Consider the following 14237-nt stretch of genomic DNA (forward strand, 5'->3'; position numbering starts at 1 on the left):
TTCGTTCCATAGAAGCAGAAACGCAAAAGCGCCTCTCCATCGGAAAGGCGCTGCAAAGCGTCATAGCTATACTTCCGTCACAGGTGAACCTGAAGAGAGTTATTTCAGCGTTCGCGGAAGTCTGCGAATACAGCCGATGGACGTGTTGTGCGAACCTGCTGTGCGGATGCGCGGGCTGTCAGCTGTTCGTTGGTTCCACCAAAGCGGTGGTAGCCTTCGCTGGAGCGCGGGCCGATGCCTGCAAGCCTGAGAGTTTCGAAGCCGGAGTGAACCGGACGGAAGCGAGTGGTCATTGCCTTGGTTCCTTAAACCTTTTCCTCCCAAGACGAGATGACTTATTGCAGCGCAGCAGAGATTCGGCAAGAAACGCAAATGGGCCGCTGTCATGCGTAATTTGCATGGCTTTCTTCACAAATGATTCATACTGATCAAAAAGGAAGCATTCACATTTGGCGCAGATGCGCTTGGAACGTCAATAAGTCCTGCCATGCCAATGACTTGCTGGCTGGAGCGTTCAAAAGCTCCTGCGGGTGCAAAGTTGCGATTGCCGGCACGACGCCGGGTCCACATGCGACATCTCGCCACTGTCCGCGCAGCGAATGAATGGTGCCCGTGCTGCCAAAGAAAAAACGTGCTGTGAAGTTGCCGAGAAGCAACAGCACTTTTGGCTCAGCGAGAGCAACCTGACGCTCGATGAATGGGCGGCATATTTCCATTTCAGGGCCAGATGGCGGGCGGTTGCCAGGCGGGCGCCACGGCACGACATTGGTCAACAGCAGATTGGCGCGGTCCAGACCGATTGCAGCGAGCATACGATCGAGCAGCGTGCCGGTCTTGCCCATGAAGGGGTGGCCCTCGCGGTCATCATCAGCATCCGGCATGGGGCCAATCACCATAATGCCGGAGGACGGGTCGCCTTCGGCAAAAATCGTGTTGCGGGCACTGTTCTTCAGATTGCAGCCATTGAAGCTTTCCAGTGCCGATTTCAGCTCGGGCAGAGAACGCGCGGTTTCTGCGGCAAAACGTGCCGCAGCGATTGCCTGTTCATCTGGCATCGCGACATTTGTCTGTGCGGACGGTGCTTGAACTGCGGCGCCGCTGCGGGCGGGCGCAGATTGCGTGGCCCGTTGCGGGCTGGTTCGCGAGGGGGCGCTTGACGCAGCCTCGCTCTGGCGCGGCGCGGCCTCTCTGGCCGGTGCGCGGCTTTGGCGGGTCGCTGCAAATTCTGCGAAACGATCCAGCGCTGTGTCTTCCAACAGCCAGTCAACGCCCGCATCCGCATGAAAATGCAGAAGCGCGGCCAGTTCTGCCGGGGAAAGGTCTTGGGCCGAGATCATGGGTCTAGAATTACCCTATGTGCCCAGCCCGCGTAACCCCTGATATCACGCTGTCCAGCGTTCAATATCGCCACTTTCGCCAATCATTGCGAGGCCGTGGGCGATGGAGAGCAGTTCTCCGCCAGTTTCAATCCTGTCCGCATCGAAACGGCGGGTAAACAACTGCCGCACGGCTGGCACGAATGATGTGCCGCCGGTGAGGAACACCTTGTCGATGGCGTCTGGTGCCGTGTTGGTCTTTTCCAGCACTTCGTCCAGCGCGCCCTCGATCTTAGCGAGGTCATCAACGATCCACTGGTCGAAATCGGACCGCTTGACCATCTTGCGGCCAGCCTTGCCGAGCGGCGAGAAGTTGAACTCGGCTTCCTCCTGCGAAGACAATGCCATCTTGGTTGCGGAAATGGCCTGATAGAGCGGATACCCTTCATCATGATCGACGAGATCGATGAACATTTCCAGCTTTTCAGGCTCGAGAGCAGACCGCACGAGCGATTTCAGATCTGTGAATTCCTTCGAGGTCTTGAAGATGGAGAGCTGGTTCCAGCGCCCGAAATTCACATAATAACCGTTGGGAACATCCAGCACCTTGTCGAAGCTTTTGAACTTGCTGCCCTTGCCGATCTCAGGCGAGACGAGATTGTCGATCATGCGGAAGTCGAAATGGTCTCCCGCCACGCCAACGCCGGAATGTCCGATGGGGGTGGCAGACAGCTTGCCGGCATGGGTTTCGAAACGGATGAGCGAATAGTCGGTGGTGCCGCCGCCGAAGTCGGCAACGAGAACATTGGCGTCTTTCTTGAGGCTCTGCGCAAAGTAATAGGCCGCGGCAACTGGCTCATAGACGTAGTGAATTTCAGGAAAACCGGCGCGGGTTAGCGCATCGTTGTAACGCGCAATGGCAAGCTCTTCATCCGGGTTGGAGCCCGCAAAGCGCACCGGACGGCCTGCAACAACGGTCTGGATATCATCGCGCCATTCGTCTCCTGCATAGGTCTTGAGCTTGCGCAGGAACACTTCCATCAGGTCTTCGAAGCTCTGGCGCTTGGCGTAGACCAGCGTTCCCTGAAACAGCGATGAGGCGGCAAACGTCTTGATGGATTGCAGGAAGCGGCAATCGCCGGGGTTGTCGATGAACTGACGGATGGCGGCGTGGCCTGCTTCCACCTGAAGGGCAGATGCACCGAACGTGCCTGACTTCATGAAGGAAAGCGCCGTGCGCATGCTGTCAGTTGTGCCTGCACTGCTGGTAAAGCGCATGGAGTGGCTGGTGTTGCCGCTGTCCGACATGGCCATGACCGTATTGGTCGTGCCGAAATCGAGCCCGAGTGTTCTTGCCATGGCGCGTGTTTCCTAAGATCAAAGATGGTTTCGCCGCGGGCCCGGAGGCATGCGGTTGTGAACGGGATGCCGAAGCGTCCGCCTGTTTTGAAGAGGGCGCGTGATCGCACAGGCAAATGTGATTGGCAAGCGCGTGAACGTTGTTTTCTCCCCATCCGCCGCAATAATGCCATTCGTTTTCTGCCTATCGCGGCGGGGGAATTCGCATTCTATCGACGCTCAGGGAGGATCACAGTGATCTCAAACACACTGACGGCATTGGCATTTGGTGCCGCCATCACGCTCTCCGGTTTCTACGCAACATCGGTCAAGGCAGCGCAACCGGTGCAATGCACCGTGGTTGTTGACGCAGCAAGCGGCGAGACGCTTCACCGGGACGGAACCTGCGACAAGGCATTTGCCCCGCAATCCAGTTTCAAGCTTCCATTGGCTGTGATGGGTTATGATGCGGGGATCTTGACCGACGCCACGACGCCGCGATGGGACTATAAGCCCGAATGGAAAAGTCCCAAGCGCGATCAGAAATCCGTGGATCCGACCATATGGGAAAAGGACTCTGTGCTGTGGTACTCGCGGGAACTTACGCGCAAGCTTGGACAGCAGAAGTTTGCCGACTACGTGAAACGTTTTGATTATGGCAACGCCGATGTGACCGGCGCGAAGGGCAAGGCCGACGGGTTGACGCAATCCTGGCTGATGTCTTCGCTGAAGATATCACCCGAGGAACAGGTCGATTTTCTGCGACGCTTCGTGAATGGAAAACTGCCAGTTTCCAAGGCTGCTCACGAAAAGACGGTGGCCATTATTCCGACCTTTGAGGCGGCCGAGGGCTGGCGGGTCCACGGCAAGACCGGAGCGGGCCGCATGCGCACCGAAGCGGGCGAGTTCGATGGCAACGACTGGCTTGGCTGGTTCGTTGGCTGGGCCGACAAGGGCGACCGCCGCGTGGTATTTGCCACGCTGAACATCCGCGATTGGACAAGCGAAGAGCCGATCAGCTTCGCCACGCGGGATGCATTGATTACGCAGCTGCCGAAGCTCGTGAAATAGCTCAGCGGGCAAAACGCCGTGCGGCAAAGATCACGGCCAGCCCGACGGCGGCGACCAGCGCACCGCGCAGCATCCAGGGGCGTTGATCGATCATGAAGCTGGAGGCAGGGTAGGGGAAGTACCCGCTGCCCTGCCCAATCCACACCAGTCCGATGAGCGCCAGCAACGCGCCGAGCACAATCAGCGAAACCCGAACTACCTTCATGGTGGACCTCAAATAGATGACATCTTCGGAGCCTAGCCCGAAGATGTTTCAATAGCTACGGTTATGTCTATCAGATGGATTTCGACGCGCCGCCATCCACGCGCAGCATCGTGCCGGTGATGTAGCTGGCGGGCTCAGAGCAGAGGAATGCACCGGCTGCGGCGAATTCCTCGACCTTTCCGAGGCGTCCGGCGGGAATGGTTTTCAGCGATGCTTCGCGCACCTCTTCAACGGTTTTTCCCAGTCTGGTCGCGTTTGCGCCATCCAGTTCATCGATGCGGTCCGTGTGGATGCGGCCGGGCAACAGCAGGTTGGCGGTGATGCCAGAAGCGGCGATTTCCGCTGCCAGCGTCTTGTTCCAGCCCACCAGCGCCCCGCGCAATGTGTTGGACAGCGCCAGATTGGGAATGGGCTCGAAGACGCCTGAAGATGCGACGGTCAGAATGCGACCCCAGCCTTGTTCCTTCATCTGCGGCAGAAACGCGCCTGTCAGCGTGATGACGCGCAGCACCATGGATTGGAAAAAGGTTTCCAGCTTGTCGATGGTCATATCCTGCGCCGTGCCCGGAGTAGGGCCACCGGTGTTGTTGACGAGAATATCAATGCCGCCCAGCTTTTCTTTGACGGCCTGAACCATGGAGGCGACGAAATCGCTCTGTGAAAGATCGCCGCGAACCCAATCCGCCTTGCCTTTGCCTAGGGCATTGATGGCATCCGCATTGGCCGCCAGCTTGTCTTCGCTGCGGCCAACCAGCAGCACATGCGCGCCTTCCTTTGCCAATGCCGTTGCAATACCCAAGCCAAGGCCGCGCGATGATGCGAGCACGAGGGCGCGTTTTTCGGAAATGCCGAGATCCATAGGTCTTCTCCTTCCAGATGCTTTTGACCGTTATAGGTGGGGATCGAACGGATTTGAAAGAGGGCTAGACTCTTTTCGTGGGGTGAGGCCCCCATATGGCAAGCTTGACCAGCATACCGAAGCTGCGATATTACTGTATTACGTGAACGTAAAAGTAAGATATCGGCGTTGCGGCAGACCATGATACGATCTCAAAGCGGTATTTGATGTGGTTCACCTCGACAATGGCTCTTTGCTTTGCCAAGAGAGTTGAACACAATGCTTGGGAAAGACGGCGCGCGTCGCGATTGGAACTCCGTATCGGCGGGCGCGTTGGCAAAACAGAACCGGACGGGACCGGTTAACGGATGAGGACACGATGACTGAGACGATGGAACTGCCGGAACGCGAATCGATGGAATTCGATGTTGTTATCGTTGGTGCAGGCCCTGCCGGTCTCTCTGCCGCGATACGGCTGAAGCAGGTCAATCCTGATCTCTCCGTTGTTGTGTTGGAAAAAGGTGCGGAAGTGGGCGCGCATATTCTTTCCGGTGCCGTTGTTGATCCTACCGGCATCGACCGTCTTCTGCCGGGTTGGCGGGAAGAGGAGGGGCATCCGTTCAAGACCGAAGTGACGGACGACCAGTTCCTGCTGCTCGGTCCTGCCGGTTCCATCCGCCTTCCGAATGCACTGATGCCACCTTTGATGAGCAATCACGGCAATTACATCGTCTCGCTCGGTCTGGTCTGTCGCTGGCTGGCCGAAAAAGCCGAGGCGCTGGGCGTGGAAATCTATCCCGGCTTTGCGGCAACCGAAGTCCTTTATAACGAGGCGGGTGCGGTGAGAGGCGTGGCGACCGGCGATATGGGCGTGGAGCGCAACGGCGAGCCCGGCCCCGCCTTCACACGCGGCATGGAGCTGCACGGCAAATATGTGCTGATCGGCGAGGGCGTGCGTGGATCGCTCGCCAAGCAGCTCATCAACCGCTTTGAACTTTCAAAGGACAGTGATGTCCAGAAATACGGTATCGGCATCAAGGAACTCTGGCAGGTTGCGCCGGAAAAGCATCGTCCAGGTCTGGTTCAGCATTCCTTCGGCTGGCCGCTGGGCATGAAGACGGGTGGCGGTTCTTTCCTCTACCATCTGGAAGACAATCTTGTTGCCGTCGGCTTCGTTGTGCACCTGAACTACAAGAACCCCTATCTCTATCCGTTCGAAGAATTCCAGCGATACAAGACGCATCCGGCCATCCGCGATACGTTCGAGGGCGGCAAGCGGCTTTCCTATGGCGCACGCGCCATCACCGAGGGCGGATATCAGTCCGTGCCGAAGCTGACCTTCCCTGGCGGCGCGCTGATCGGCTGTTCAGCGGGCCTCGTCAATGTGCCGCGCATCAAGGGCAGCCACAATGCGGTGCTTTCCGGCATGCTCGCAGCGGATAAGATTGCCGATGCACTGGCCGCCGGTCGCGCCAATGATGAGGTTATCGAGATCGAGAACGAATGGCGCTCGACCGATATCGGCAAGGATCTGAAGCGCGTTCGCAACGTCAAGCCGCTGTGGTCAAAGTTCGGCACGGCTATTGGCGTGGGTCTCGGCGGGCTGGATATGTGGACCAACCAGCTGTTCGGCTTCTCCATTTTCGGCACGCTGAAACATGGCAAGAGCGATGCGGAAAGCCTTGAGCCTGCGGCCAAACACAAGCCTATTGCTTATCCCAAGCCCGATGGCGTGCTGACCTTCGACCGCCTGTCCTCGGTCTTCATCTCATCCACCAACCATGAAGAAGACCAGCCGGTGCACCTTCAGGTGAAGGACATGGCGCTGCAGAAGCGCTCCGAGCATGACGTCTATGCCGGGCCTTCCACGCGCTACTGTCCCGCCGGTGTCTACGAATGGGTGGAGAAGGACGGCGAGCCGACCTACGTCATCAATGCGCAAAACTGCGTGCATTGCAAAACCTGCGATATCAAGGACCCGAACCAGAACATCAACTGGGTGCCACCTCAGGGCGGCGAGGGGCCTGTTTACGCGAATATGTAAGGGACCAGCGGACCTGCCACTCACTTTCTGGCAAGATTGTCAGGGTATACTGCGCACTGCTGGAGGGGAGGAGCGTTTGGCAAGCGCGACGGTCTCTTGAATGCCATTGAGGACAGAATTGCAGAAGTCGCTCTGGTGCCTTACTACAGGAGTGCAGCGCTTGCGCTGCGTGAGATATCCGGCGGTCCGGATGTGGGAGCAGGTTATGACTATCGACAGACGTCTTACTGAACGCACTGGAAGGCTGATTTGCGGCACGGCGTTCGCACTTTTGGCCGTGGTGGCCATGCCGACACGGAAGAGCGAGGCTGCAAGCTGCCGTGCCGAGGCATCTGCGGAAATCGACTGGAGCAAGTGCAACAAGCGGCTCCTCATGCTGGGTGGAAGTGTTCTGGATGGCGCGGATCTGCGCGCAACCGACTTCACCTTCACCGATCTCCGCGGCTCGTCCTTCAAGAAGGCCAATCTTGAAAAGGCCAAGCTCATCCGTACATCTCTGGCATCTTCGCAGTTGCAGGATGGCAATTTCACCAAGGTGGAAGCCTATCGCGGTGATTTCAGTGATGCGAATGCGGAGAATGCCAAATTCTATAGCGCGGAAATGCAGCGTGCCAATTTTCAGAAGGCAAAGCTGGTCGGGGCCGATTTCAGCAAGGCGGAACTGGGTCGTGCGGATTTTGAGGGCGCGGAGCTGACGGGTACGAAGTTCACCATGTCCAATCTCTCACGCTCCCGCTTTGAGGGCGCAACCTTCACCGGCCCCATCGATTTCGCCAATGCTTTCCTTCTTCTGGCCCGCATCGAGGGCCTGGACCTTTCCACAGCGACTGGCCTTGAACAGAAACAGATCGACATTGCCTGCGGTGATGCCAAGACCAAATTGCCCCAGGGCCTGACGGCACCGGCCGAGTGGCCCTGCCCGGAAGATCCCGACGAGGACTAAAGGATGGGCGCTGGCGATGTCTTGTCCCTGCAACGAGCAGCCTTTTTGCGCGATGCACCGCCGAGCCCTGAGGCACGAAGGATTGATCTGAAGGCATTGAGGGCTGCGATTATCGCCCGAAGGCGCGATATCGAGCACGGTGTAGACGCGGATTTCGACGGACGCTCGCCACGCGAAACGGCGCTGACTGAGGTCTTCGGCGCCGTGCAGGCCATCGATTATCTCGCCCACAATCTCAAGCGCTTCATGCGCCCGGAGCGCCGCCATGTGCCGCTGACGTTCCAGCTTGGCCGCGCCTATGTCGAGTATCAACCGCTCGGCGTTATCGGCATCTTGTCCCCGTGGAATTATCCGTTTCTGCTGGCCATCGTGCCACTCGCAACGGCGCTGGCTGCCGGAAACCGCGCCATGCTGAAACCGTCCGAGCTGACACCGCGCACCAGCCTTTTGATGAAGGAGATGCTGGCCAGCATCTTTCCGGAAGACAAGGTCGCAGTCATACTGGGTGATGCGCAGACGGGCGCTGATTTCAGTGCGCTCGCCTTTGACCATCTGCTGTTTACCGGCAGCACGCAGGTTGGCCGCAGCGTGATGAAAGCTGCCAGTGAGAACCTTGTGCCGGTGACGCTGGAACTGGGCGGAAAAAGCCCCGCCATCATCGAGAAAGGCCATGTGACGGACGCGCATGCAGGCTCCATCGTGTTCGGAAAGCTGACCAATGCGGGCCAAACCTGCGTCGCGCCAGATTATCTCTTCGTCCATGAGGATGATGTCTCTGCCTTCACCGACGCCTTTCAGCGCGCCGTGGCAAAATCCTATCCACAGGGGGCGATGAGCCGCGATTATGCGTCCGTTATCAACGACCGGCATTTTGCACGGCTGAATGCATTGCTGGATGATGCGCGGCAGAAGGGTGGGCGGGTTGTCGAGGTGGGCCGCATGCCTGTGTCTTCGCCTACCAACCGAACGCGCGTGCTGGCGCCGCATCTGGTGTTTGATGTCAGTGACGACATGATGGTGATGCAGGAGGAAATTTTCGGGCCGATCCTGCCGGTGCTCACCTATCGCGACATCAACGCGGTGATTACCACCATCAATGCCAGGCCACGGCCTCTGGCGCTTTACATGTTTGGTGATGCCAACGGCGAAGCCTGCCGCACAGTGCTGGCGCGCACCACCTCCGGCAATGCCGGCATCAACAACACCATGCTGCATGTTGCGCAGGATGACCTGCCTTTCGGCGGCGTCGGGGCGAGCGGCATCGGCGCTTATCATGGCATCGAGGGTTTTCGCCGCATGAGCCATGCCAAGGGTATTTTCGTTCAAGGCAGATGGAGCCTGCCAAGCCTGTTGCGCGCGCCGTTCGGGCGTCTTACAGATTGGGCACTGGCCTTTTTATTGCGCTAAAGAATTATTTTGCATTGCAACATGGAACTGCCCGGATTGCTTCATAACGTCGCGTCCAGGGATATTTAGTCAGGGACGCACAAGCATGACAATTGGTTGGATCGAGGCGGCGATTCTCGGTTTCATTCAGGGACTCACGGAGTTCCTGCCCATTTCCTCCAGCGCCCATCTGCGCATTGCGGGCGAATTTCTTCCCTCCGGCATCGATCCGGGTGCAGCCTTTACGGCCATCATCCAGATTGGTACCGAGCTGGCCGTTCTGGTCTATTTCTGGTCTGATATCATGCGCATTGCCAATGCCTGGCTGCGCCAGAACCTGCGGATCGGCGGCAGTTTCGATCCCGCAGATGCGCGCATGGGCTGGATGATCATCGTCGGTTCGGTGCCGATTGTGCTGCTTGGACTGGTGTTCAAGGATGCCATCGAGCACTCGCTGCGCAACCTTTACATCACCGCCGTCATGCTCATCGTCTTCGGCTTCATTCTCGGCTATGCCGACAAGATTGGCCAGAAGAAGTACCCGATCAAGAAGCTGATCTGGCGTGATGCCGTTATTTTTGGCTTTGCCCAGGCCATGGCACTTATTCCCGGTGTGTCCCGTTCCGGCGGCACCATCACCGCTGGCTTGTTTCTGGGTTACACGCGTGAGGCTGCTGCCCGCTATTCCTTCCTGCTGGCCATTCCCGCAGTCTTCGGCTCTGGTTTCTACCAGCTTTTCAAGAGCATCGGGAAGGATAACCCAGTGGGCTGGGGCCCAACGGCACTTGCGACGGTCATCTCCTTCTTCGTCGGTTATGCCGTCATCGTCTTCTTCCTGAAACTGGTATCGACCAAGAGCTACATGCCATTCGTCTGGTACCGCGTGGGGCTGGGCGTCGTGCTTCTCGTGCTGCTGGGCACGGGCGTTATCAGCGCCACTGCGTAATCTCGGTTTCAATAGGCCTGCCGGTGTAAATTCGGCAGACGCCGATTTTTCTTGAAATCTTTTCCTCGGAATGATTTTTCATGACAGATGTGCAATAGAGCCGTTTATTGCGCGGCAAATTTCTTGTGCTTCTGTAAGTATCATCCGAAATCAGGACAGTCGGGACCCATTGATGAGCATTGAAGGCGGTTACGCGCTTGATGTGGACGATATCCACAAGAGCTTCGGTACCAATGAGGTTCTGAAAGGCATTTCGCTCAAAGCCCGCAAGGGCGACGTCATTTCGATCATTGGTTCCTCCGGTTCCGGCAAGAGCACGTTTCTGCGCTGCATCAACTTTCTCGAAATGCCCGACCGTGGCCGCGTCACGGTCAATGGTGAAGAGGTCGCGGTCCGCATTGGCCGTGATGGCAAGGCCGTGCCGAAAAGCTGGCGGCAGGTGGAGCGGTTGCGCACCGGGCTTGGCATGGTGTTTCAGAATTTCAATCTCTGGGCTCATCGCACGGTGCTGGAAAACATCATCGAAGCGCCTGTGCATGTGATGGGCGTGAAGCGGCAGGATGCGATTGAGAAGGCCGAAGCGCTGCTCAACAAGGTCGGGCTTTACGACAAGAAGGATGTTTACCCCGCCTTTCTTTCCGGTGGGCAGCAACAGCGGGCCGCCATTGCGCGGGCACTGTGCGTAGAGCCAGCCGTGATGCTGTTTGACGAGCCGACTTCGGCGCTTGACCCGGAACTGGTGGGCGAGGTGCTGAAGGTTATCCGCGATCTGGCCGAAGAGGGCCGCACCATGCTTCTGGTCACGCATGAGATGCGCTTTGCCCGCGATGTCTCCAGCCACGTCATGTTCCTGCATCAGGGCCGCGTGGAAGAAGAGGGCGCGCCTGAGCAGGTCTTTGGCAACCCGACCAGCACGCGCACCAGAGATTTTACCGGCGCCATCGCCAATTGATGTTTTCGATATTCCAACAGGAGAAATTTAAGATGAAATTGTTCGCTACGCTGCTCGCCGGATCGGCATTTGCGCTTTCTGCCTTCACGGCCAGCGCCGATGTGCGCTTCGGCATCATGAACGAATCCTACCCGCCATTCTTCGCCAAGGATGCTTCCGGTAAGTGGCAGGGCTGGGAAATCGACCTTATGGACGCCGTCTGCGCGGAAATGAAGGAAAAATGCTCCATCGTCGAACTGTCCTGGGATGGCCTCATTCCAGCACTCGAGGCCAAGAAGTTTGACGTGATCTGGTCTTCCATGTCCAACACGCAGGAACGTCAGAAGGTCATCACCTTCACCGACAAATATTACAACACGCCAAGCAAGCTGATCGGTGCCAAGGACGGCAAGCCGGGCGCGACCGCTGAAGACGTGAAGGGCAAGACCATCGGCATTCAGGTCTCGACCATCCAGTCCGCCTATTATGCCAAGTATTTCAAGGATGTGGCAGACGAAAAGACCTACCAGACACTGGACGAAGCCTTCCAGGATCTGGCAGCTGGTCGTATCGATTACGTCTTTGGTGATTCCCTCGTTCTCGATGCATTCGTGAAAAGCGATGCGGGCAAGGATTGCTGCGCGGATGCTGGCAATGTGGCTGACGACAAGGAAATCCTGGGTCTGGGCGTATCCGGCGGCCTTCGCCAGGACGATACCGAGCTGAAGCAGAAGCTGAATGCCGCGCTTGCTGCCGTTCGCGCCAGCGGCAAATATGATGAGATCACCAAGAAATACTTCGCCTTCGACATTTACGGCGCGAAGTAAGCTGATCGGTTGCGTTGATGGCAAGCATTGAAACCATGGTTCAACTTCTGTCGCCCTATCCTCCGGGATGGGGTGGCACGCTGTTGAAGGGTGCCGTTTCCACGCTTGCCATTTCCGCTGGTGCCTATCTCATCGGCATCCTCATTGGCATGGCCGGTGCGCTGGGCAAGCTGTCCGGCAACAGGCCGCTGGGCATGGTGCTCAGTTTCTATACGACGATGATCCGGGCCGTGCCGGAACTCATTCTGATTGTCGGGCTCTATTATGCCGGAACGGATGGCCTGAACCGGCTGCTGCAATGGGCCGGAATGCCTCCGCTTGAAATCAACGGTTTCGCCGCCGCCATCGCCGTTCTGGGTTTTGTGCAGGGTGCCTATATGACCGAGGTTCTGCGCGGCGCCATTCTTGCCATTCCGGCCGGGCAGATCGAAGCGGCGCGTGCCTTTGGGATGTCGCCCTTTCTGCGCTTCCGCCGTGTTGTGGTGCCAGCGCTGGTGCCGAATGCCTTGCCGGGACTGTCCAATCTGTGGCTGGCGGTGACGAAAGACAGCGCGCTGGTGGCCGTTGTCGGTTATCAGGAACTGGCGCTGGCCACGCGGCTGGCAGGCGCCAGCACCAAGCAATATTTCCTATTCTTCGCCGCAGCTGCGCTGATGTATCTGGCAATCACGCTGGTTTCCAACCTCGTCTTTTCATTGATCGAGCGCCGGGTGCGGCGCGGCCAACCGGCGCTGGCCTGAGGAGACGTGATGGAATTCTCCTGGATCGAAAAATACTGGCCGCTGCTGCTTTCTGGCGCTTATCAGACGGTGGCGCTGCTGGTGATTTCCGTCAGCATTGGGTTCATCCTCGCCATCGGGCTGGCGTTTGCGCAGGTCAGCGGTGGCAGGCTGACGCGGATGCTGGCGCGCGGCTATTGCACGTTTTTTCGAGGCACACCGCTGCTCATCCAGCTCTGGCTGCTCTATTACGGCGTCGGCTCGCTGCTACCCATGATACCCGGCTTGCGCCAGAGCTTCATGTGGCCGGTGTTGCGCGAAGGCTTCTTCTTCGCCGCCGTCAGCTTTACCCTGAACTACGCGGCCTATGAGGCCGAGGTGTTGCGCGGCGCGCTGCTGGCTGTGCCGAAGGGGGAACTGGAGGCGGGCAGGGCGTTCGGCATGGGCAGATTTACGCTCATCCGTCGCATCTGGCTGCCCCGTGCCATCCGCATTGCCCTTCCGACGATTGCGGGTGAAGTGGTCATGCAGTTGAAAGCCACGCCGCTTGCCTTCACCGTTACCGTCATGGATCTCTATGCTGTGGCTTATAAAGTACGACAGGATACGCTGCTGGTCTATGAGCCGCTGCTGGTCGTTACCGTTTTCTATCTCATCCTCACCGCCATCATTGTGCGCTGTTTCGGCTTTGTCGAAGCGCAGGTGCCGCAGCGGCGATAATAATCCAAGGAGTTTTCACATGGGCGATATCCGTATTCTCGACGGCGGCATGAGCCGCGAATTGCAACGGCTGGGCGCGCAGCTGAAACAGCCGGAATGGTCTGCCCTGGCGCTGATCGACACGCCTGACATTGTGCGGCAGGTCCATGCGGAGTTCATCGAGGCCGGTGCCGATGTTGTCACCACCAATTCCTACGCGCTGGTGCCGTTTCACATTGGTGAGGAGCGCTTCCAAAAAGAAGGCGCATCGCTGATTGCGCTGTCCGGCAAGCTTGCCCGCGAAGCGGCAGATGCTTCAGGCCGCATGGTAACCGTCGCCGGTGGCCTGCCGCCGATCTTCGGCTCCTACGAACCGCAGAATTTCGACGCGTCACGAGTGCAGGATTACCTCAAGGTTCTCGTCGAAAATCTCGCTCCCCATGTCGATGTGTGGCTTGGCGAAACGCTGAGCCTGATTGCAGAAGGTGACGCGGTACGCGAAGCCGTGACTGACACAGCTAAGCCCTTCTGGGTTTCTTTCACTCTGAACGACGACGCCGCGCAGGTTGACGGCAACGAACCGCAGCTTCGCTCTGGCGAATCAGTGCGCGCGGCAGCTGAATGGGCCGCAGGCTCTGGCGCTGCGGCACTGCTCTTCAATTGCAGCAAACCGGAAGTCATGAAAGCCGCAGTCGAGACAGCCGCATCCGTCTTCAAGGACAAGGGCGTCTCCATCGAAATCGGCGTCTACGCCAACGCCTTTGAGGGCGAACAGGGCGACGCAGCCGCCAATGAAGGCCTGCACGACACCCGCGCCGACCTGACCGACGACGCCTATTCCCGCTTCGCCTGCTCTTGGGCAGAAGCCGGTGCCACCATGATCGGCGGCTGCTGCGGAATTGGGGCAGCGCATATTCACACGGTTGCGGGCGCTCTTCGGGCGCGGTGACTTGATGGGGCGCTGCTTGAGATGG

Annotated in this window: 15 protein-coding genes; 10 read left to right on the top strand and 5 right to left on the bottom strand. The window is 58.3% G+C overall.

Annotated elements, in window-relative coordinates; genetic code table 11:
* Positions 1-104 precede the first annotated feature (104 nt).
* The 3 genes from ACQZ51_RS04455 to ACQZ51_RS04465 all read right to left on the bottom strand — a co-directional run bounded on the left by ACQZ51_RS04455 (position 105) and on the right by ACQZ51_RS04465 (position 2675).
* The gene (locus ACQZ51_RS04455) at positions 105-293 is read right to left on the bottom strand and encodes a hypothetical protein (RefSeq protein WP_448775470.1); all 189 of its coding nucleotides are present in this window, start codon (positions 291-293) and stop codon (positions 105-107) included.
* A 150-nt stretch (positions 294-443) separates the two neighbouring features.
* Positions 444-1337 carry a uracil-DNA glycosylase gene (locus tag ACQZ51_RS04460; RefSeq protein ID WP_448775471.1) on the bottom strand — a complete coding sequence of 298 codons (894 nt, stop codon included), beginning with the start codon at positions 1335-1337 and terminating at the stop codon, positions 444-446.
* 45 nt (positions 1338-1382) lie between these two features.
* Positions 1383-2675 (bottom strand): Hsp70 family protein, encoded by a 1293-nt coding sequence (locus tag ACQZ51_RS04465; RefSeq protein ID WP_448775472.1) that lies wholly within the window; start codon positions 2673-2675, stop codon positions 1383-1385.
* 258 nt (positions 2676-2933) lie between these two features.
* On the opposite strand from ACQZ51_RS04465, the gene blaOXA reads away from it, so the two are divergent.
* Positions 2934-3725, top strand: a complete 792-nt coding sequence (blaOXA, locus tag ACQZ51_RS04470) for a class D beta-lactamase (protein ID WP_448775781.1) — start codon at positions 2934-2936, stop codon at positions 3723-3725.
* Position 3726: 1 nt separating this feature from the next.
* Here blaOXA and ACQZ51_RS04475 read toward each other — a convergent pair whose 3' ends face one another.
* Together ACQZ51_RS04475 and ACQZ51_RS04480 are read right to left on the bottom strand one after the other, a co-directional pair.
* Positions 3727-3930: a hypothetical protein gene (locus ACQZ51_RS04475; RefSeq protein ID WP_448775473.1), complete on the bottom strand. Its 204-nt coding sequence runs from the start codon at positions 3928-3930 to the stop codon at positions 3727-3729.
* A 70-nt stretch (positions 3931-4000) separates the two neighbouring features.
* Entirely contained in the window at positions 4001-4789 is a 789-nt protein-coding gene (locus ACQZ51_RS04480) for an SDR family oxidoreductase (RefSeq protein ID WP_448775474.1), read from the bottom strand.
* A 358-nt stretch (positions 4790-5147) separates the two neighbouring features.
* On the opposite strand from ACQZ51_RS04480, the gene ACQZ51_RS04485 reads away from it, so the two are divergent.
* From ACQZ51_RS04485 to ACQZ51_RS04525, 9 genes are all read left to right on the top strand, one after another.
* Positions 5148-6812 carry an electron transfer flavoprotein-ubiquinone oxidoreductase gene (locus ACQZ51_RS04485; RefSeq protein WP_448775476.1) on the top strand — a complete coding sequence of 555 codons (1665 nt, stop codon included), beginning with the start codon at positions 5148-5150 and terminating at the stop codon, positions 6810-6812.
* A gap of 205 nt (positions 6813-7017) precedes the next feature.
* Positions 7018-7755, top strand: a complete 738-nt coding sequence (locus ACQZ51_RS04490; RefSeq protein ID WP_448775478.1) for a pentapeptide repeat-containing protein — start codon at positions 7018-7020, stop codon at positions 7753-7755.
* Between the two features lie 3 nt (positions 7756-7758).
* The gene (locus ACQZ51_RS04495) at positions 7759-9162 is read left to right on the top strand and encodes a coniferyl aldehyde dehydrogenase (protein ID WP_448775479.1); all 1404 of its coding nucleotides are present in this window, start codon (positions 7759-7761) and stop codon (positions 9160-9162) included.
* A gap of 85 nt (positions 9163-9247) precedes the next feature.
* The gene (locus tag ACQZ51_RS04500) at positions 9248-10087 is read left to right on the top strand and encodes an undecaprenyl-diphosphate phosphatase (protein ID WP_448775481.1); all 840 of its coding nucleotides are present in this window, start codon (positions 9248-9250) and stop codon (positions 10085-10087) included.
* 172 nt (positions 10088-10259) lie between these two features.
* Positions 10260-11039, top strand: coding sequence for an ABC transporter ATP-binding protein (locus tag ACQZ51_RS04505; protein ID WP_448775483.1), 780 nt, complete (start codon positions 10260-10262; stop codon positions 11037-11039).
* Between the two features lie 32 nt (positions 11040-11071).
* On the top strand, positions 11072-11845 hold the full coding sequence (locus tag ACQZ51_RS04510) for a transporter substrate-binding domain-containing protein (RefSeq protein WP_448775485.1): 774 nt from the start codon (positions 11072-11074) through the stop codon (positions 11843-11845).
* A gap of 17 nt (positions 11846-11862) precedes the next feature.
* Positions 11863-12585, top strand: a complete 723-nt coding sequence (locus tag ACQZ51_RS04515; protein WP_113092410.1) for an ABC transporter permease — start codon at positions 11863-11865, stop codon at positions 12583-12585.
* A gap of 9 nt (positions 12586-12594) precedes the next feature.
* Complete coding sequence (locus ACQZ51_RS04520; protein WP_042618469.1) at positions 12595-13284, top strand: ABC transporter permease; 690 nt, start codon at positions 12595-12597, stop codon at positions 13282-13284.
* 19 nt (positions 13285-13303) lie between these two features.
* Positions 13304-14212 carry a homocysteine S-methyltransferase family protein gene (locus ACQZ51_RS04525; protein WP_448775488.1) on the top strand — a complete coding sequence of 303 codons (909 nt, stop codon included), beginning with the start codon at positions 13304-13306 and terminating at the stop codon, positions 14210-14212.
* Positions 14213-14237 lie beyond the last annotated feature (25 nt).

The organism is Agrobacterium sp. CG674 (assembly GCF_053521645.1).